General features: G+C 60.5%; 18 protein-coding genes. 10 read left to right on the forward strand and 8 right to left on the reverse strand.

From position 1 onward, the window contains the following. Positions 1 to 6: 6 nt before the first annotated feature. From FZX09_RS12060 to FZX09_RS07200, 3 genes are read left to right on the forward strand one after another with little or no spacing between them, the layout of a single operon-like run. Positions 7 to 183 carry a hypothetical protein gene (locus tag FZX09_RS12060; RefSeq protein ID WP_226401549.1) on the forward strand — a complete coding sequence of 59 codons (177 nt, stop codon included), beginning with the start codon at positions 7 to 9 and terminating at the stop codon, positions 181 to 183. A 26-nt stretch (positions 184 to 209) separates the two neighbouring features. After that, complete coding sequence (locus tag FZX09_RS07195; protein ID WP_226401551.1) at positions 210 to 1,103, forward strand: 4-hydroxybenzoate polyprenyltransferase; 894 nt, start codon at positions 210 to 212, stop codon at positions 1,101 to 1,103. Beyond that, positions 1,103 to 1,987 carry an LD-carboxypeptidase gene (locus tag FZX09_RS07200; protein ID WP_226401553.1) on the forward strand — a complete coding sequence of 295 codons (885 nt, stop codon included), beginning with the start codon at positions 1,103 to 1,105 and terminating at the stop codon, positions 1,985 to 1,987. The genes FZX09_RS07195 and FZX09_RS07200 overlap by 1 nt, the downstream gene beginning before the upstream one ends. On the opposite strand, the gene ispD is transcribed toward FZX09_RS07200, so the two are convergent. Continuing rightward, entirely contained in the window at positions 1,971 to 2,651 is a 681-nt protein-coding gene (gene ispD / locus FZX09_RS07205; protein ID WP_226401677.1) for a 2-C-methyl-D-erythritol 4-phosphate cytidylyltransferase, read from the reverse strand. The two genes, FZX09_RS07200 and ispD, sit on opposite strands and share 17 nt — an antisense overlap. 72 nt (positions 2,652 to 2,723) lie before the next feature. On the opposite strand from ispD, the gene FZX09_RS07210 reads away from it, so the two are divergent. Genes FZX09_RS07210 through fabG form a run of 3 tightly spaced genes read left to right on the forward strand, consistent with a single transcriptional unit; the run spans position 2,724 to position 5,424 of the window. Next, the gene (locus tag FZX09_RS07210) at positions 2,724 to 3,557 is read left to right on the forward strand and encodes a glycosyltransferase family 9 protein (RefSeq protein ID WP_226401555.1); all 834 of its coding nucleotides are present in this window, start codon (positions 2,724 to 2,726) and stop codon (positions 3,555 to 3,557) included. Between the two features lie 11 nt (positions 3,558 to 3,568). Continuing rightward, positions 3,569 to 4,624 (forward strand): TrkA family potassium uptake protein, encoded by a 1,056-nt coding sequence (locus tag FZX09_RS07215; RefSeq protein WP_226401557.1) that lies wholly within the window; start codon positions 3,569 to 3,571, stop codon positions 4,622 to 4,624. A 47-nt stretch (positions 4,625 to 4,671) separates the two neighbouring features. Then, on the forward strand, positions 4,672 to 5,424 hold the full coding sequence (gene fabG, locus FZX09_RS07220) for a 3-oxoacyl-[acyl-carrier-protein] reductase (protein ID WP_226401559.1): 753 nt from the start codon (positions 4,672 to 4,674) through the stop codon (positions 5,422 to 5,424). An 8-nt stretch (positions 5,425 to 5,432) separates the two neighbouring features. Here the strand turns inward: fabG and FZX09_RS07225 are convergent, their stop codons facing one another. Continuing rightward, the gene (locus tag FZX09_RS07225) at positions 5,433 to 5,609 is read right to left on the reverse strand and encodes a hypothetical protein (RefSeq protein WP_006850012.1); all 177 of its coding nucleotides are present in this window, start codon (positions 5,607 to 5,609) and stop codon (positions 5,433 to 5,435) included. A 130-nt stretch (positions 5,610 to 5,739) separates the two neighbouring features. Between FZX09_RS07225 and groL the strand changes: the two genes are divergently transcribed. Then, positions 5,740 to 7,452, forward strand: coding sequence for a chaperonin GroEL (groL, locus tag FZX09_RS07230; RefSeq protein ID WP_226401561.1), 1,713 nt, complete (start codon positions 5,740 to 5,742; stop codon positions 7,450 to 7,452). Here the strand turns inward: groL and FZX09_RS07235 are convergent, their stop codons facing one another. From FZX09_RS07235 to FZX09_RS07260, 6 genes are all read right to left on the reverse strand, one after another. Continuing rightward, on the reverse strand, positions 7,453 to 8,142 hold the full coding sequence (locus FZX09_RS07235) for an N-acetylmannosamine-6-phosphate 2-epimerase (protein ID WP_226401563.1): 690 nt from the start codon (positions 8,140 to 8,142) through the stop codon (positions 7,453 to 7,455). Between the two features lie 5 nt (positions 8,143 to 8,147). After that, a complete protein-coding gene (locus tag FZX09_RS07240; protein ID WP_226401565.1) occupies positions 8,148 to 8,600 on the reverse strand; it encodes a hypothetical protein in 453 nt (150 codons plus the stop codon). A gap of 67 nt (positions 8,601 to 8,667) precedes the next feature. Continuing rightward, positions 8,668 to 9,522, reverse strand: a complete 855-nt coding sequence (locus FZX09_RS07245) for an ABC transporter permease (RefSeq protein WP_226401567.1) — start codon at positions 9,520 to 9,522, stop codon at positions 8,668 to 8,670. Positions 9,523 to 9,531: 9 nt separating this feature from the next. Beyond that, on the reverse strand, positions 9,532 to 10,545 hold the full coding sequence (locus FZX09_RS07250) for an ATP-binding cassette domain-containing protein (RefSeq protein WP_226401569.1): 1,014 nt from the start codon (positions 10,543 to 10,545) through the stop codon (positions 9,532 to 9,534). 50 nt (positions 10,546 to 10,595) lie between these two features. After that, the gene (locus FZX09_RS07255) at positions 10,596 to 11,579 is read right to left on the reverse strand and encodes a heme o synthase (protein ID WP_226401571.1); all 984 of its coding nucleotides are present in this window, start codon (positions 11,577 to 11,579) and stop codon (positions 10,596 to 10,598) included. Continuing rightward, positions 11,572 to 12,498: a heme A synthase gene (locus FZX09_RS07260; protein WP_370624206.1), complete on the reverse strand. Its 927-nt coding sequence runs from the start codon at positions 12,496 to 12,498 to the stop codon at positions 11,572 to 11,574. The genes FZX09_RS07255 and FZX09_RS07260 overlap by 8 nt, the downstream gene beginning before the upstream one ends. 200 nt (positions 12,499 to 12,698) lie before the next feature. On the opposite strand from FZX09_RS07260, the gene FZX09_RS07265 reads away from it, so the two are divergent. From FZX09_RS07265 to FZX09_RS07275, 3 genes are read left to right on the forward strand one after another with little or no spacing between them, the layout of a single operon-like run. Continuing rightward, positions 12,699 to 13,529, forward strand: coding sequence for a cytochrome c oxidase subunit II (locus FZX09_RS07265; protein WP_226401575.1), 831 nt, complete (start codon positions 12,699 to 12,701; stop codon positions 13,527 to 13,529). 1 nt (position 13,530) lies between these two features. After that, the gene (gene ctaD, locus FZX09_RS07270; protein ID WP_226401577.1) at positions 13,531 to 15,198 is read left to right on the forward strand and encodes a cytochrome c oxidase subunit I; all 1,668 of its coding nucleotides are present in this window, start codon (positions 13,531 to 13,533) and stop codon (positions 15,196 to 15,198) included. Further along, complete coding sequence (locus FZX09_RS07275) at positions 15,195 to 15,794, forward strand: cytochrome c oxidase subunit 3 (protein ID WP_226401579.1); 600 nt, start codon at positions 15,195 to 15,197, stop codon at positions 15,792 to 15,794. The genes ctaD and FZX09_RS07275 overlap by 4 nt, the downstream gene beginning before the upstream one ends. Positions 15,795 to 15,807 lie beyond the last annotated feature (13 nt).

A 15,807-nucleotide genomic window follows, 5' to 3' on the forward strand; every position in this document is an offset into this window, starting at 1 on the left:
CAGAAGATGAAAGGAATTGGTGCCGATGTCTATGGCGGCGATCCGACGCAGATCAGGATTCGCGGCCTGGGGCACGCCGTTGTTCTGTTCCGTTGGCTGGGCTGGGGCCTCGGCATCCAGCATCAACGTCAGAGCAGCAAGGGATCCACTCTGCCACTGACGGCCGAGGCCATCAGACCCTGACTAGGGTTCTTCAAATCCCGTTGATTGTGATCAGCAGCTCTGCACGTCTTCAGCCCTGGATCGAACTGCTCCGCTGGAACAAACCCACCGGCCGGCTGATTCTGCTGATCCCAGCAGGCTGGGCCCTCTGGCTGAATCCAACCGCTCCTCCAAGTGTTGTTCTGATCCTGCAGATCCTGCTGGGGGGCATGGCAGTAAGCGGTGCGGGCTGCATCGCCAATGACCTGTGGGACCAGCGGTTCGACGGCAGGGTGGAACGCACAAAACGTCGTCCTCTGGCCAGGGGTGCGCTGCAGAGAGGACCAGCCTTCGCTTTGCTGCTGACCTTCCTTGGCCTCAGCCTGGCTGTCGTGCTGAGTCTTCAGGCCGACAGCCTAAGACTCTGTTTAGCGTTGGCCTGCACGGCCGTACTGCCGATCCTTGGATATCCATCAGCGAAGCGGTGGTTCGCCTTCCCCCAGGTGATCTTGGCGCTGTGCTGGGGCTTCGCGGTGCTGATCCCCTGGGCCGCTGCAACGGCCTCCTTGAGCTGGAGTCCTGCCCTGGTGTGCAGTTGGCTGGCAACCTTGGTCTGGACCTTTGGTTTCGACACGGTCTATGCCATGGCCGATCGACGTGACGATGCCAGCCTCGGCCTGCGCAGCAGCGCATTGAGCCTCGGATCCCGCGTGGTGCCTGTGGTGCGTGGCTGCTACCTCGCGACAGCCATCACCCTTGCCATTGCGGCCTGGTCGGCTCAGATCCCAGCACCGTTTTGGCCTCTCTGGTTGCTTGCCACAGTCTTCATGCAACTCAGCTGCAATCCCTTAAACAAGCAAGATGCCTCCATGGGCACCTACGGGAAGCACTTTGCCCAGCAAGTGCAGGCGGGGACGCTGCTCTGGCTCGGCCTGGTTCTGGCCAGGGGATGGGGAACCTGATGCGCATCACCCCGGCTCCACCGCTCCGGACTGGAGATCGTGTGGCCTGCGTGGCCGCCAGTTCAGCCCTGCAGGACGACATCAAGCTGCAACAGGGCATAGCTGTTCTGCAGAGCTGGGGCCTGGATGTTCAACCCCAGGCCTTGGCCGCGCGACGTTGGGGCTACTTCGCAGGGCGTGATGACGCGCGCCATGCCGATCTGCATCCGGCCCAACCCGCAGCGCTACTCGCCTGCGCCCGCGGTGGATGGGGGGCTGCTCGGCTGCTGGAGCAGCCGATCCACTGGCAGAGCGGCTGGCTGCTGGGCTTTTCCGACGTGACAGCTCTGCTCTGGGCCCGCCAGGCAGCAGGGTTTGCAGGGGGGATCCACGGCCCCTTGCTCACAACGCTTGCGGAGGAGCCGCAATGGAGCCGTGACCGCTTGCGCAACCTGCTCTTCGGCAACGCCGTCCCCGACCTGCACGGTCGTGGTGGTGGCGGCGGTGTGGGGAGCGGTCCCCTGCTCGTGGCCAATCTGACCGTGGCCACCCACCTGTTGGGAAGCCATTTCGTGCCCCCCCTCAAAGGAGCAGTTCTGGTGTTGGAGGACGTGGGCGAAGCCCCCTACCGCATTGATCGGATGCTGACTCAGTGGAGGCTCAATGGCAGTTTGCAGGGCTTGGCGGGTCTGGGATTTGGCAATTTCGAGGGGTGCGCCGACGAAACCAGAGACGCTTCCGAAAGCTTCAACCTTGAGCAGGTTCTTGAGGAACGCACGGCCGATCTCGGAATTCCCAGGGTGATGGACCTACCCGTTGGTCACCGATCCGGCAACGCAGCCCTGGCCATGGGGGCGATGGCACGCCTTGACGGGCAAAGCGGCCGGCTCAGCCTGCTGACCTGAGAGCAAGCACCGCCTCCGCCACGGTGAGGTCAAACGGCGTTGTGACCTTGATGTTGGCAGGGCCGGCATCCAAGACCTGGACAGGCCAACCCAGACGCTCGTACAACGACGCATCGTCTGTCACCGTCCAGCCCTTGGCAACTGCCTCAGCATGGCCACGACGCAGCTGATCAACGGCAAAGCCCTGCGGCGTCTGCGCCGCCCAAAGCTCCGATCGATCCGGCGTATCGCGAATCAAACCGTCGGATCCCACACGCTTGATCGTGTCGCTAACCGGCGTTGCAGCTATCAGCGCTGTGCCGTCCTCCACCACAGCTGCACAGCGATCAAACAACTCCGGTTCAGCCAGACAACGGGCGCCGTCATGAATCAAGACGTGGCAGGCCTGCTCGGGCAACCCCGCCAGACCACAAAGCACTGACTCCTGCCGCGTGCTGCCGCCTTGGATCCAGTGCACCGGCTTGCTGGGTGCGTCCAGCACCGCAAGGATGGCCTCTCGATCGACCTCCTGGCCGACGATCCCGATCCACTTAATCCGCTGAGACCGGAGGGCCGCCTCGAGGGTCCAGGCAATGACGGGGCGTCCGGCCAAAGGCAGCAGCAGCTTGTTGCGATCCGCACCCATGCGCCGACCGCTTCCCGCCGCAGCAATCAACAGATGCACAAGCGACTCCTGCCCCGGACAGGCGTAAACGACCTCCATACAATCAGCTCGCACCATGGATGGCGGCGCTGCATGCGAGTTCTTGCCCTGAGCCCGGGTTCGCTCGAAGATCAGCTGGACCGTTTGCCGGCTTTGGCAGACATCTGCCAGAAACTAAACGCCGCACTGCAGGTGGCCTGTGACCCCCAACAGGCAGCTCCGTGGAAGCTTCTGCCGTGCCTCGAAAAGCTGTTGCCGTTCAACTTCGAGGCCAACCTCACGCTTGCTGACTGGGCCAACCTGCTCGGCTGTGTGCGCGAACCCGACTTTCAAATCTGCATCAACTTCGCTGAAGGGCAACAGGTGAACCTGATGCTGTCGATGAGCCATATCCCCAAACGGTTGGCAGCTGGTGGATTTGCCTGCACCGACCAGGTCAGCCGCGGCCCCGGCTGGACGGCGCAGCGTCTCAACCCCTTTCTCCAAGCCCTAGGGCTTGAACTCGAGGCCGATAAGTTCCGCCTGCCCATGGCGGCAGAGGTTCTGGATGAAGCCCGTGAAGCACTGCCCAGCGGTGACGGCCCCCTGCTGCTGATGTCTCCATCCGGCCAGGGGGATGACTGGCCTGCAGCGGAGTGGCACAAGCTGCCTGAGACGATCAAAAGCCGCCTACCGGCGCTGCGCAGCATTGTGCTGCCAGCTGGGCTCAGTCTTTCCAAGCGCGCGGCACTGGTGGCCAATGCCGATGTCGTGCTCAGCAGCTGTCCAGTCTCCCAGCGCCTGGCGGCCTATTGCGGCACCCCCCTGGTTGCCCTGGGAGCAGGGGCCGCAGACCTACCCGAGCGCCAGGAGGTCCGCTGCCTCGGCCGCCCGCAGGAGCTCGCCACGCTACAGAGCAGTGATGTTCTGACGGCCCTCGGTTTTTAAAGGACGTTCCCATGAGGCGGCGCCGAGCCAGGGGACAGCTGAAGCTGATCACAGCTCCATGGCGGGGGCCCATCAGCGCTCTCAGTGCCGTGATCTTCGCTGGTGCCGTCGGTTATCGAATCACGGAAGGATGGAATTGGGGCGATTGCCTCTGGATGGTGCTGATCACCATCAGCACCATTGGCTTTGGAGAAGTCGCCCCCCTTTCACCTCCAGGCCGCCTGGTCACCGTCTTGATCGTGGTGGGTGGCTTGGTGGTTGTGCAACTGGCCATCCAACGCGTTCTTGGGCTGAAAGAGTCGGGATATTTCCGCAGACTGCGTGAATTCCGCTTTCTCCGGATGCTGGAAGGCTTGCACGACCATGTGATTCTTTGCGGCTACGGACGAATCGGACAGGAGATTGCCGCCCAACTGCAACGGGACGCGGTGCCACTCGTCGTGATCGAAACCGATCCAGAACGACGAGCCGTTGCAGACGAAAATGGCCTTTGGGTGCTTCAAGCCGATGCAACCCTCGATGAAACCTTGCTGGACGCAGGTCTTGAACGCTGCTGCAGCCTCGTGGCAGCCCTTCCCAGCGATGCATCCAATCTCTACGTGATCCTCAGCGCCAAAGACCTACGACCGGAGTGCCGCTTGATTGCACGCGCCAACAGCGATGAAGCCGCCTCAAAGCTGCGGCTGGCCGGCGCGACTGTGGTGGTCAGTCCCTATGTGGCCGGTGGTCGGGTGATGGCCGCCTCGGCACTGCGGCCTCTGGCCCTCAACTTCATGGAGCTGTTGGCGGGTTCCGACTATGAAATTGAGGAATTCCAGCTGAGTCACGACCCTTTTCATCTGAAGGAGATCCGCGGGCGGAGCCTGGCGGAACTGGAGCTGGGCCGTCGCAGCGGGGCCATGGTTCTGGCGATCCGGGAGAACGAAAAGCTGATCGCCAATCCAGGTGGCAACACCCAGATGGCACCGGGGCAACTCCTGATCGTGCTGGGAAGCAAAACTCAACTCGCCACCTTTCAGTCGTTGCTTGGGGAGGCCGTCGACACGGTTGAGACCATGCCAGGTTGAGCTGGATGACGACGGCTCCGTACGATCCTCCGATCAACGGTGCCTAAATGTCTCCCAGCGCTTCTCTTGCCGGACAGACCGCCCTGGTAACGGGAGGAGGGCGCGGCATCGGCCGGGCCATCGCCCTGGCCCTTGGCGAAGCGGGTGCAGAAGTGGTTGTGAACTACTCCAATTCCGCCGCTGCAGCAGATGAAGTGGTCGCTGCCATCGCCGCGGCAGGGGGCAAGGCCTACGCCCTGCAAGCCAACGTGTCGGTTGAGGCCGAGGTTGATGGCCTGATCAAGACGGTGCTGGAGCGCAGTGGTCGTCTCGATGTATTGGTGAACAACGCCGGCATCACGCGGGACGGCCTGCTGATGCGAATGAAAACCAACGATTGGCAATCGGTGATCGACCTCAACCTCAGTGGAGTGTTCCTCTGCACGCGAGCGGTGGCACGCCCGATGCTGAAGCAGAAGAGTGGTCGGATCATCAACATCACCTCCGTTGTGGGACTGATGGGCAACGCAGGACAAGCCAACTACGCCGCCGCCAAAGCTGGAGTTATCGGTCTCACCCGCAGCACTGCCAAAGAGCTTGCCAGCCGTGGCATCACAGTGAACGCCGTAGCTCCAGGTTTCATCGCGACGGATATGACCAAGGGCCTCGATGCTGAGGCCATCCTCAAAGACATCCCCTTGGGAACCTTTGGCACCCAGGAACAGGTGGCCGGTGCCGTGCGCTTCATTGCAGCCGACCCGGCCGCGGCCTACATCACAGGTCAGGTGCTGCAGGTGGATGGCGGCATGGTGATGGCCTAACCCAAGGATTACGAATCAAGGGGTTGAGCTAACTCATCTCGCAGGCGGCGGATGCGCTGGAGCAGGCGTAGCCGACGGCTGCGAGCGGTGGCAGTGAGAAAGATACGTAAAGGCACATAAACCAGGGCCATCGAACCGGCCAGCCCCGCCATCAGAACAAAGAACAGCGCTCCGGATTCACCCATGCCCGGACCCTAATCAGTTCATTTCAGAGCGGCATCCGAGCTGCTCCAACCATTCGGCTTTCCCCACCACAACACCTCTCCACGAGCGCCGCATCGCTGTGGGACAGTGACCAACGGCGTGCCCGCGACTATGGCCAAACTCCTTTCTTTCTCTGACGAATCCCGCAGCGCCCTTGAACGGGGTGTTGATGCACTCGCCGATGCGGTGCGCGTCACGATCGGCCCCAAGGGTCGCAACGTTGTGCTCGAAAAGAAATTCGGCGCACCCGACATCGTCAACGATGGCGACTCGATCGCCCGTGAAATCGAACTGGACGACCCGTTCGAGAACCTGGGCGCCAAGCTGATGCAGCAGGTCTCCGCGAAGACCAAGGACAAGGCCGGAGACGGCACCACGACAGCAACCGTTTTGGCTCAGGCCATGGTGCGAGAAGGTCTGCGAAACACCGCTGCTGGCGCGAGTCCTGTGGAACTCCGCCGAGGCATGGAGAAGGCCGCTGCAAAGATTGTTGCGGGGCTGGGGGAGCGGAGCCAAGCCGTCGCCGGTGATGCCATTCGTCAGGTGGCCACAGTTAGCTCCGGGGGTGACGACGAAGTCGGACGGATGATCGCCGAGGCGATGGACAAGGTGAGCACCGATGGGGTGATCACGGTTGAAGAATCGAAGTCTCTGGCCACGGAACTTGAAATCACTGAAGGCATGGCCTTCGACCGGGGCTACAGCTCCCCCTACTTCGTCACAGATGCCGACCGTCAGGTCTGTGAATTTGAAAACCCACTGATCCTGCTGACGGATCGCAAGATCAGCACGATCACAGATCTGGTCCCCGTGCTGGAAACCGTTCAGAAGAGTGGTTCTCCCCTGTTGATCCTTTCTGAGGAAGTGGAAGGCGAGGCCCTGGCCACCCTGGTGATGAACAAGAGCCGTGGGGTTCTGCAGGTGGCCGCTGTTCGCGCACCCTCATTTGGCGAACGCCGCAAGGCCGCCCTCGCCGATATCGCCATTCTCACCGGCGGCACGCTGATCAGCGAAGACAAGGCGATGACCCTCGACAAAGTGACCCTCGAGGATCTCGGCAAAGCGCGCCGCGTCACCATCAGCAAGGAGAACACCACGATTGTCGCCACCGACGACCATCGCCAGGCGGTAAGCGAGCGCGTTGGTGCGATCCGACGTGAGCTGGAGGCCACCGAATCCGATTACGACCGCGAAAAACTTCAAGAGCGGATCGCCAAGCTGGCCGGCGGCGTGGCCGTGATCAAGGTCGGTGCACCGACGGAAACGGAACTGAAGAACCGCAAACTGCGGATCGAAGATGCCCTCAATGCCACCCGTGCCGCCATCGAGGAGGGCATCGTTGCTGGCGGCGGCAGCACCTTGCTGCAACTCTCCGACAGCCTGGATGGGTTGGCCGCATCCCTGAACGGCGACCAACGCACCGGCGTGGAGATCGTGCAGCGGGCACTGACGGCACCGATTCATCAGATAGCCACCAATGCCGGTCAGAACGGTGACGTTGTGATTGCTGGCATGCGCAGCAGCGGCCAGGGATTCAATGCCCTAAATGGTGCCTATGAAGACCTGATGGCTGCTGGCATCGTTGATGCCGCCAAGGTGGTGCGTTTGGCCGTGCAGGATTCGATTTCGATCGCTTCTCTCCTGATCACGACCGAAGTTGTGATCGCCGACAAGCCAGAACCCCCTGCACCGGCCCCCGCCGGAGACGGAGACCCCATGGGCGGAATGGGTGGCATGGGTGGCATGGGTGGCATGGGCATGCCTGGAATGGGTGGCATGGGCATGCCTGGAATGGGTGGCATGGGCATGCCCGGAATGATGTGATCAGCTGATCATTCCTTGGCGATAGGCGATCACCTGGAGATCCACTCCAGTGATTGCCGTCCCCACCACAACGGTGTCTGCTCCGGACTGCAATGCCAACCGTGCATCCGCTGGAGAAGCAATTCCCCCCTCACAGATCAGACGAACCGAGCTGGGAAGTTCAGCGCGAAGTTGGGGGAGCAGATCAAATGCGGGGGGACGCTGCTGCGCCGTGTCTTCCGTGTAGCCATAGAGCGTGGTCCCAACCCAGTCACAACCGAGGTCGGCCGCGCGCAAGCCATTCTCCAGCGAATCCACATCAGCCATCAAGGGGGCCTTCAGCTCATCACGGGTGCGCTTAATCAACGCAGCCAGGTCTTGCCCCGCAGGACGCGGACGGGCTGTGGCATCGATCGCGATCACATCGGCCCCCACAGACCACACGGCCTGAATTTCCTTCCAGCCCGGGGTGATGTAAACCGAACTGTCGGGGAAAGTGCATTTCCAGAGTCCAATGATCAAGGCATCCGGACAGCGCCGACGCACAGCACCGATGTGTTCAGGGCTTTCCAAACGCACACCCACAGCCCCATTGCGCAGGGCGGCATCCGCCATCGCAGCGATTACATCCGGATCGCGCATCGGCGAACCCTGGGGTGCCTGCACTGAAACGATCAGCCCCTGATCCAGGGATTCAGGGTTCGGAATCATGGTGTTCAGGACGCTTTGGGGAAAGCGTCATCCTCCCGACGGGGGAGCCAACGCCGCAGGGAACGGGGTGTGCTGATCGGTGGGGCCGGAACAGGAGCAGACGGGAAGCTGCGTTGAAGCAGCGTTTCTTCAGAGGCAATCTCTTCCTTTTCGACGAACGTTTCTTCTTCAGAGACAACCTCGTTCTCCAGCAGCACGTCGTCTTCGGCAGCAATCTCCTCTTCTTCTTCAAAGACCATCTCGTCCTCAGCAACGGCCTCGTTCTCAACCAAAATGTCGTCTTCAGCGGCAATCTCCTCCTGAACGACGGGCAGCGACGAGGGGCTTAACTCACGATTCAATGCAACAGGCTCCGGCAAGCTCAGATCGAGCTCAGCTGCTCCGTCAAAGCCGTAGCGGTGAACCCACTGACTGATCAGACCCGGCAGCAAGGCCTTATCACCTGAGGTCCTGGCCACCTGGATCTGAAGGGCCAGAGCGTTCTGTCGAGATGACGGCTGCTGAAACGGAGAAGAAAGCACGGATTCAGGAAAGTTTGCGGTTGAGCAGAGGGCGAATCACAAGAAACAGCCCGATGGTGAGGAACAGAAGGATCAGCAGACAGCTGGTGCCGGTGACATCCCCGTAAGGAGCCTCCAGAAGCACTGCCGAGAGATCCAAAGGACCTTGGTAAGCCGCTCGAATGGGTTCTATCGCGAAGGTAAGGGGATTCAACGCCGCAAGCCAGCCCAGCCAGGTCGGCATGAACGACAACGGGGCCAAGGCCGTGCTGGCAAACAGCAACGGCAAGTTGGCCACAAAAATCACAGCGATCAACTCGATGTGCCCCGGCAAAGCGAACGCCAGTCCAAGGCTGAGGGCCGTCACCGCAAAAACCAGGAGCAGCAGCGTCACCAGCACCAGGGCCAGGCCGCTGATGCCTGGCCATCCATAACCAAGCATGGCTGCCGTGCCCATGATCGCCAGACTCTGCAGCAGGCTCAGCGCCGTGATGTAGATCACCGACGCCAGCACGATGGAACTGCGGCTTCGAAGCGGTGCCACCAGCAAACGATTCAGGAACCCGAATTCGCGGTCAAACATGACCGGCAAGCCGGCATTCAAAGCACCACTGAAGGCCGTGAAGACAATCACTCCAGCACCAAGAAAACGGCCGTAACTCATGCCTCCTGGCAAGAGACCTTCAGGGGCGTTGGCGAAGAGCGCACCAAACAGAATCAACCAGATCAGGGGTTGCAGAACCCCGGCAATCAAGGTTGAAGGGCGACGCATCAACTGAAGAAACAGGCGCCGGGTGAGGGCCCACGTTTCCTGACTGAGCTCTGCGAGGGCTCTGGATTGCTGCTGCTGGAGAGCAACAGATGCTGTTGGGGAAGTCATCGTTGGCGCTCAACGCATGGATTGACGCTTTTCCTGTTTGACGTCGCGCTGGCCTGTGATAGCCAGTTCAGCGTCCATCAGGGTGCGTCCTGTGGCCTGAAGGTAGACATCATCCAGGCTGGGACGGCTTTGGGCCAGGGCAAACACAGGCAGACCTGCAGCCTCGAGGGTCTGACGCAGCTGATCAATCACGACACCACCCTCAACTACCAGGTTCAGGGAAAACCCCTGGGATCGGTTCACCACCACCTGTCGCACCCCATCCAGGGGTTCAAGAAGGGCACGCACCTGGGTCGCCTCATCGGCATTGCTGAACTCTCGGACCCGCAGGGTGACGCGATCACCCCCAAGCCGTTGTTTGAGCTGGTCAGGGCTGCCTTCGGCAATCACACGACCGGCGTCGATGATCGCCATCTGATCCGCCAGAGCCTCCACTTCTTCGAGGTAGTGACTGCTCAAAAGAACAGTCGTGCCCGCCTCAACCAACTGACGCAGCAGTTGCCAGATGGCACTGCGACTCTCAATATCCAGTCCCACGGTGGGTTCATCGAGCACAAGCAACCGAGGTCGATGCAGTAGACCAGCCGCCAAATCCAACCGCCGGCGCATGCCACCGGAATAGGTGCCGCAGCGTCGGTCAATCCAGTCGCCCATCGCGAGGCGGTCAATCAAATCAGCGATGCGACCTTCGCGATCGTTCCGAGGCAGGTGATAAAGATCCCCTTGCAATTGCAGGAGTTCCCGGCCACTCAGAATCTTGTCGATGGCCACCTCCTGGGCGACGTAGCCCATGAGCTGGCGGACGTCTCGTGGCTGCGCCAGACCGTCTACACCCCCGACAACGACTGAGCCGCTGTCGGGGGCGAGCAGGGTGGCCAGGATGCGCATGGCCGTTGTCTTGCCAGCACCGTTCGGGCCAAGCAACCCGAATAGGCACCCTTCAGGAACGGTGAGATCAAGCTCACGCAGAGCCGATACCGTGCCGTAGGCCTTGGAGATCTTCCGGAGTTCAATCAACGCCATCAGGCACCGTCAGGGACTTGCTCGGCCAATTCAGGGAATCTAGAGAGTGCTCATTGCACCCCCGTGGGCAGGGAGAGAAGCTGCATCACCTGTTGGGCAAAGCCTGAGGCCAGATCCGTCCGGCTGAGAATGAGCAGCAAACAGAGCCCAAACAGATAAAGGATTGACCAACGGAACAGCGCCTTGGCATTCACAAGGCTGTCGGGATCCAAGGACAGCCGATCGACGAGCTGCAGCAATCGACCGTTGTAAGGCAGCAGCATCAAGCCATAGAAGACGCCACCTGAAGGCAGAGCAAACACGCCCAAACCGCTGAGCAGAACAGTGATCCAGCCATAAGTCTTGATCGCCCGGGCCGTCACCACAGGTCCCTTCACCACGGGCAGCATCGGGATCCCGACAGCGCGATAGTCCTCACGCAACAGCAGGGCCAAGGCCCAGAAGTGAGCTGGCGTCCAGACCATCACCAAAGCGAACAGCCACCAACCCCCGAGGCCGACATGGCCCGTGGCGGCGGCCGCCCCCACGAGAGGCGGAATGGCCCCGGCGACACCACCGATGACGATGTTCTGGGACGTCCGAGGCTTGAGCAAAGCTGTGTAAAGCAGCACGTAACTGCACAGACCGAGCAGGGACAACCCAGCAGCGAGACAGTTCACGCCGCTCACCAGAAGCATCGCCGCCGCCAGGGTGCAGGCGATGGCGCCGATGAATGCACTGGTGGGAGACAGACGACCGGAGGGGAGTGCGCGACCGCTGGTGCGGGCCATCCGACCATCGAGGTCCTGCTCCCACAAGCAATTCAAAACCCCTGCAGCAGCGGAGGCAAGCGCCCCTCCTCCCAGGGTGCAGACAAGCCGCGGCGATGAGAGAGGCCAGCCCTCACTGAGAGCCATTCCACCCAGAGTGGTGGCCAGCAGCAAAGGGATCAGGCGGGGTTTGGCGACTTCCAGCCAGGCCGGCAGTTTCACCCTCTTGCGGGAGGGAACCACCTCCTCACGGGTCGGACGAACGGTTGCGGTGATTTCAGCCATGACAGGCCTCCAAGGAGGTGTCGTCGAGGACGACGGAACGGGACGGTGAGGGGAGGTCCGGAGAGCGGACCAGAAGCGCCGCAAACAGAGCGATCAGCAAGGCAGCCACCAGCTGATGCGCAACGGTCACTGCGGGTTGCGACAAACCAAGACGAAGGGTGAGAACGCCAAGGGCCACCTGAACCAGCACCAGCAGCACGGCCCCAGCCAGCCAGGGCCACTGCTGGCGAGCCCAACCACCCGCCAGAACTGCTGCCCCGGCGAAGGCGAGCACAACAACGACCACCGGCATCGCCGTCACGCGATGGGAGAGAACCAGCTGGCAGGCCTCTCCTCCTGCGAGGCACCGCTGCCCTGCCCAAGCAGTGGCCATACGACCACCGAGCAGGCACTGCACAAAGACCGACGACAGACCAAGCGATGCCGCGATGCGCCACCAGAGCGGAGCGAGGACAGCAGCGGGGTGAAACAAGCGTTGGGTCAGCCCACTGAGGAGCGCCACAAGGGTGAGAGCGAGTGCCAGATGGGCGGTCACCACACCGGAGGGCAGCAGCCGGGTCACCGTCAGCGCACCCAAGGCTCCCTGCATTGCCACCAGAGCCATCAGGCCGGCGGCCAGCCAGGGCAGCCATCGCGGCAGTTGACGCCGCTGAAGCGTCGTCGCCACAGCCATCACCACCAAGGCGATGCCAATGAGGAAAGCATCGAGGCGGTGAAACCACTCCAAGAACACCTGAACATTCATCTGGCGACCCGGCAAAAACGAGCCAAAACACAGGGGCCAGTCCGGACAGGCCAAGCCGGCCTCCATCACCCGGGTCGCTCCACCGATCACCACCAAAGCGATTACGGCAACCACTAAGTGAGCCGATAACAACCCGAGACGTCGACGCAATGTCGACATTGATGAAAGCATCATCGAACAAGCTCCATCCGATGCATCCAAGCGGGATTGCTTGGACCGTAGCGATGCAGAAGATGACGTCACGCTGTGTGGACGTCTGCAACACAAATGAGGAAAAATCATCCCCTTTTCCTGACAGAAATAAGGCCTTAACAATCACTTCATGGAGAACCGCAGCCAGCCCCATACGCTGTTGAAAACCAGGGATTGATCAGGTGCAGATCCCATCCGCCATTCTCACGTTGGTGATCGGGATGGTCCTTGCTTTGGGCGGCCTTTGGATCGGCCAGAACATCAACCTCCTCCCCATCGATGCGAGCGCCAACGCGCCGATTTACGACGAGCTCTTTAAGGTTCTATTCACGATTGGCAGCATTCTGTTTGTCGGAATCGTTGGCCTTCTCGTCTTTAGCTTGATTCGATTTAGGCGACGCAGCGGGCAACTCGGCGACGGCCTGGCCATCGAGGGAAATCTGCCACTCGAAATTTTCTGGACAGCAGTTCCTGCTGTTGTGGTGCTGTTTGTTGGTCTATACAGCTACGACATTTACGACCGCATGGGTGGCATGGTGCCTCTGGCCCATGACCACATGGGCGGAGCACACGAGGAACAGATCTGGGGAGGAATCAGTTCAGGCTCGATTGAATCAGCAGCGGCAACAAATGTCTTGCCCGTTGAAGTGACAGCCATGCAATTCGCCTTCCTCTTTCATTACCCAGAGGGAGACATCACATCAGGTGAACTTCATGTTCCAGTCGACCGACCAATCACCCTGCGGATGGAAGCAAAAGATGTGATTCACGCCTTCTGGGTTCCTGAATTTCGCCTGAAGCAGGACATCATTCCAGGCCAACCAACTCAGCTGAGTTTCACGCCCACACGCACCGGCCGTTATCCAATTGTGTGTGCCGAACTCTGTGGGCCCTACCACGGTGGAATGCGCTCCACTGTTGTGGTGGAAAGTCCGGAGGACTGGGACAGCTGGTACGGGCAGAACGCCAAAGCAGCACCTGAAGAAGAAACGCTCACCATCGCGAACGCCTGACATGACCATCAGCTTGCCCCCAGAAACATCCAGCCCTCCACGGCTTCAACCCAGCGGTTGGTTGCGGTATTTCAGCTTCAGCGTTGATCACAAGGTGATCGGGCTGCAGTATCTCGTCTGCGGCTTTGTGTTTTATCTGATTGGCGGTGCCCTAGCCGGTGCCATTCGCACGGAGCTCACCAGTCCCGTGTCCGACTTCATGGCACGGGATGTCTACAACCAGGTGCTGACCCTCCACGGCACGGTAATGATCTTTCTCTGGATCGTCCCCGTAGTGAATGGTGCTTTTGGGAATTATTTGATCCCATTTTATGTGGGCGCTCGGGACATGGCCTTCCCACGCCTCAATGCCGTTGCGTTCTGGTTGATTCCTCCAGCAGGTTTAATGCTGATCACCAGCTATTTCCTCACGGGTGCTGCTCAATCGGGCTGGACGGCCTATCCACCACTCAGCATCACCACACCAGCAACGGGCCAAATCATCTGGATCCTGAGCGTGCTGCTGCTGGGCGGGAGTTCGATCTTTGGTGGGATCAACTTCATCGCCACCATTCTCAAGCTGCGACGCCCCGGCTTGAAATTAATGCAGCTTCCCATGTATTGCTGGGCGATGCTGGGCACCAGCATTCTTGTGGTTCTCTCAACGCCTGTTCTGGCGGGAACATTGGTGCTGCTGAGTTTCGACATCGTTGCCCATACAGGCTTCTTCAATCCCACCCTGGGAGGCAATGTGGTGGTTTACCAGCATCTGTTCTGGTTCTATTCCCACCCAGCGGTTTACATCATGGTGTTGCCGGCCTTTGGCTTGGTGAGCGAAATCCTGCCGGTTCATGCCCGTAAGCCTCTATTCGGCTACGTAACGATGGTGTATTCGATCATGGCCATCGTTGTATTGGGCCTGATTGTGTGGGCGCACCACATGTTCACCAGCGGAACACCTCCCTGGATGCGACTGTTCTTCACCATTGCAACCGCATTCATCGCCGTTCCCACCGGAATCAAATTCTTCAACTGGTTGGCAACACTCTGGGGCGGACGCATCAGCCTCAACAGCGCCATGCTGTTTTCATGCGGCTTCATTGTGAACTTCGTGCTCGGAGGCATCACAGGGGTCGCCCTGGCACAGGTGCCATTCGACATTCATGTACATGACACCTACTTCGTTGTCGCCCACTTCCACTACATCGTCTTCGGTGGATCGGTATTCGTGATCTTCGCCTCGGTTTACCACTGGTATCCCAAATTCACCGGCCGGATGCTCAACGAAGATCTCGGTCGCCTGCACTGTGCACTCACCTTCATCGGCTTCAACCTGTGCTTCGGCCCTCAGCACTGGCTCGGCCTCAATGGAATGCCGCGACGCGTTGCTGAATACGACCCCCAATTCACCTTGATCAATCAGATCAGCTCCGTCGGAGCCCTGCTGATGGCCATCAGCACCCTGCCCTTCCTATGGAATGTGATCCACAGCGCCCTCAACGGCCCAGTCGCAGGGGACAACCCCTGGAAAGCGCTGACGCCCGAATGGCTAACCAGTTCTCCGCCACCGGTCGAGAACTGGATTGGTGAGGCTCCTCTCGTGGAAGAGCCCTACGGCTACGGCGTCCCGCCGGGCGAGCTGGACCTGAGCGCAGCCAGCGGTCGTGATCTTTGGAGTAGCGGCAAATGACCACCACAGTTCCCATCAAGGAGCAGGAGCACAGCCACGAGCAGCATGCCGAGCATCCCGATCACCGCATGTTCGGCCTGGCCACATTTCTTGTGGCGGACGCCATGACTTTCGCCGGATTCTTTGCGGCCTACCTCACCTTTAAAGCGGTGAACCCACTACCGGATGGAGCCATCTATGAACTTGAGCTGCCCCTGCCCATCCTCAACACCGTTCTGCTCCTGGTGAGCAGCGCCACCTTCCACCGAGCCGGCCAGGCAATCCGGCAGGACCACCACGGCCGCTGTCGACGCTGGCTGCTGATCACCGCAGGCCTCGGCCTGGCCTTTCTAGTGAGCCAGATGGTGGAGTACTTCACCCTTCCCTTTGGCCTCACCGACAACCTCTACGCCAGTACCTTCTTCGCCGCCACGGGATTTCATGGTCTTCACGTGACCCTCGGGGCCCTGATGACCCTGATTGTCTGGTGGCAGGCGAGGCAGCCACAGGGCCGTGTGACTGCAGCCGACCACTTCCCCCTGGAAGCAGCGGAGTTGTACTGGCACTTTGTTGATGGGATCTGGGTGATTCTCTTCGTGATCCTTTATCTGCTCTGATCCCTTGCCTTGA

Origin of the sequence: Synechococcus sp. MU1643, from assembly GCF_020514095.1 — a bacterium.
Classification (GTDB): domain Bacteria; phylum Cyanobacteriota; class Cyanobacteriia; order PCC-6307; family Cyanobiaceae; genus Parasynechococcus.

What these genes read in the sequence shown, in the direction of transcription:
- FZX09_RS12060 (WP_226401549.1), top strand. Translation starts at nt 7, where the DNA reads ATGAAAGGAATTGGTGCCGATGTCTATGGCGGCGATCCGACGCAGATC.
- FZX09_RS07200 (WP_226401553.1), top strand. Translation starts at nt 1,103, where the DNA reads ATGCGCATCACCCCGGCTCCACCGCTCCGGACTGGAGATCGTGTGGCC.
- FZX09_RS07210 (WP_226401555.1), top strand. Translation starts at nt 2,724, where the DNA reads ATGCGAGTTCTTGCCCTGAGCCCGGGTTCGCTCGAAGATCAGCTGGAC.
- FZX09_RS07215 (WP_226401557.1), top strand. Translation starts at nt 3,569, where the DNA reads ATGAGGCGGCGCCGAGCCAGGGGACAGCTGAAGCTGATCACAGCTCCA.
- fabG (WP_226401559.1), top strand. Translation starts at nt 4,672, where the DNA reads ATGTCTCCCAGCGCTTCTCTTGCCGGACAGACCGCCCTGGTAACGGGA.
- FZX09_RS07225 (WP_006850012.1), bottom strand. Translation starts at nt 5,609, where the DNA reads ATGGGTGAATCCGGAGCGCTGTTCTTTGTTCTGATGGCGGGGCTGGCC.
- groL (WP_226401561.1), top strand. Translation starts at nt 5,740, where the DNA reads ATGGCCAAACTCCTTTCTTTCTCTGACGAATCCCGCAGCGCCCTTGAA.
- FZX09_RS07235 (WP_226401563.1), bottom strand. Translation starts at nt 8,142, where the DNA reads ATGATTCCGAACCCTGAATCCCTGGATCAGGGGCTGATCGTTTCAGTG.
- FZX09_RS07245 (WP_226401567.1), bottom strand. Translation starts at nt 9,522, where the DNA reads ATGACTTCCCCAACAGCATCTGTTGCTCTCCAGCAGCAGCAATCCAGA.
- FZX09_RS07250 (WP_226401569.1), bottom strand. Translation starts at nt 10,545, where the DNA reads ATGGCGTTGATTGAACTCCGGAAGATCTCCAAGGCCTACGGCACGGTA.
- FZX09_RS07255 (WP_226401571.1), bottom strand. Translation starts at nt 11,579, where the DNA reads ATGGCTGAAATCACCGCAACCGTTCGTCCGACCCGTGAGGAGGTGGTT.
- FZX09_RS07260 (WP_370624206.1), bottom strand. Translation starts at nt 12,498, where the DNA reads ATGATGCTTTCATCAATGTCGACATTGCGTCGACGTCTCGGGTTGTTA.
- ctaD (WP_226401577.1), top strand. Translation starts at nt 13,531, where the DNA reads ATGACCATCAGCTTGCCCCCAGAAACATCCAGCCCTCCACGGCTTCAA.
- FZX09_RS07275 (WP_226401579.1), top strand. Translation starts at nt 15,195, where the DNA reads ATGACCACCACAGTTCCCATCAAGGAGCAGGAGCACAGCCACGAGCAG.